Origin of the sequence: Bradyrhizobium sp. Arg237L (assembly GCF_029990105.1) — a bacterium.
In the GTDB taxonomy this organism is placed as follows: Bacteria; Pseudomonadota; Alphaproteobacteria; order Rhizobiales; family Xanthobacteraceae; genus Bradyrhizobium.
The window spans coordinates 1-452 of record NZ_JAQMIL010000227.1 but is presented as its reverse complement, the minus strand read 5'-3'; the positions used below and the strand labels follow the sequence as shown (position 1 = coordinate 452).

At 69.9% G+C, this 452-nt stretch carries 1 protein-coding gene; it reads left to right on the top strand.

What is annotated here, in order from left to right; genetic code table 11:
- Positions 1–452: transposase (locus OZ411_RS43095; protein ID WP_282532826.1), on the top strand; the 452-nt coding region annotated here is incomplete at both ends.

Sequence of the window (452 nt, the reverse complement as noted above, 5' to 3'; positions counted from 1 at the left end):
TGCTACGAGGCCGGCTATGACGGCTTCTGGCTGCACCGGCTGCTGGAAGCGGCTGGGATCACGAACTTCGTGTTCGACCCGGCGAGCATCGCGGTGGAGCAACGGTCGCGTCGGGCGAAGACAGACCGGATCGACGGCGAGCTTCTGCTGCGCACCTTGATGGCCTATTTGCGGGGCGAGCCGCGGGTGGTGCGGATCGTCCGGGTGCCGAGCGTGGCCGAAGAGGACGCCCGGCGGGCCAGCCGCGAGCGCGAGCGACTGGTGACGGAGCAGACCGCCCATACCAACCGGATCAAGGCGCTGCTGCGTCTGCTGGGTCTGGCGGTCGGGGCCCTGCGACGGCGCAACTGGCTCGCCTGGCTGGAGCAGCAGCGGGACTGGCAAGGGCAGCCGTTGCCGCCGCAGCTTCTGGCCGAAGTGAAGCGCGAGCATGCCCGGCTGATGCTGGTGCG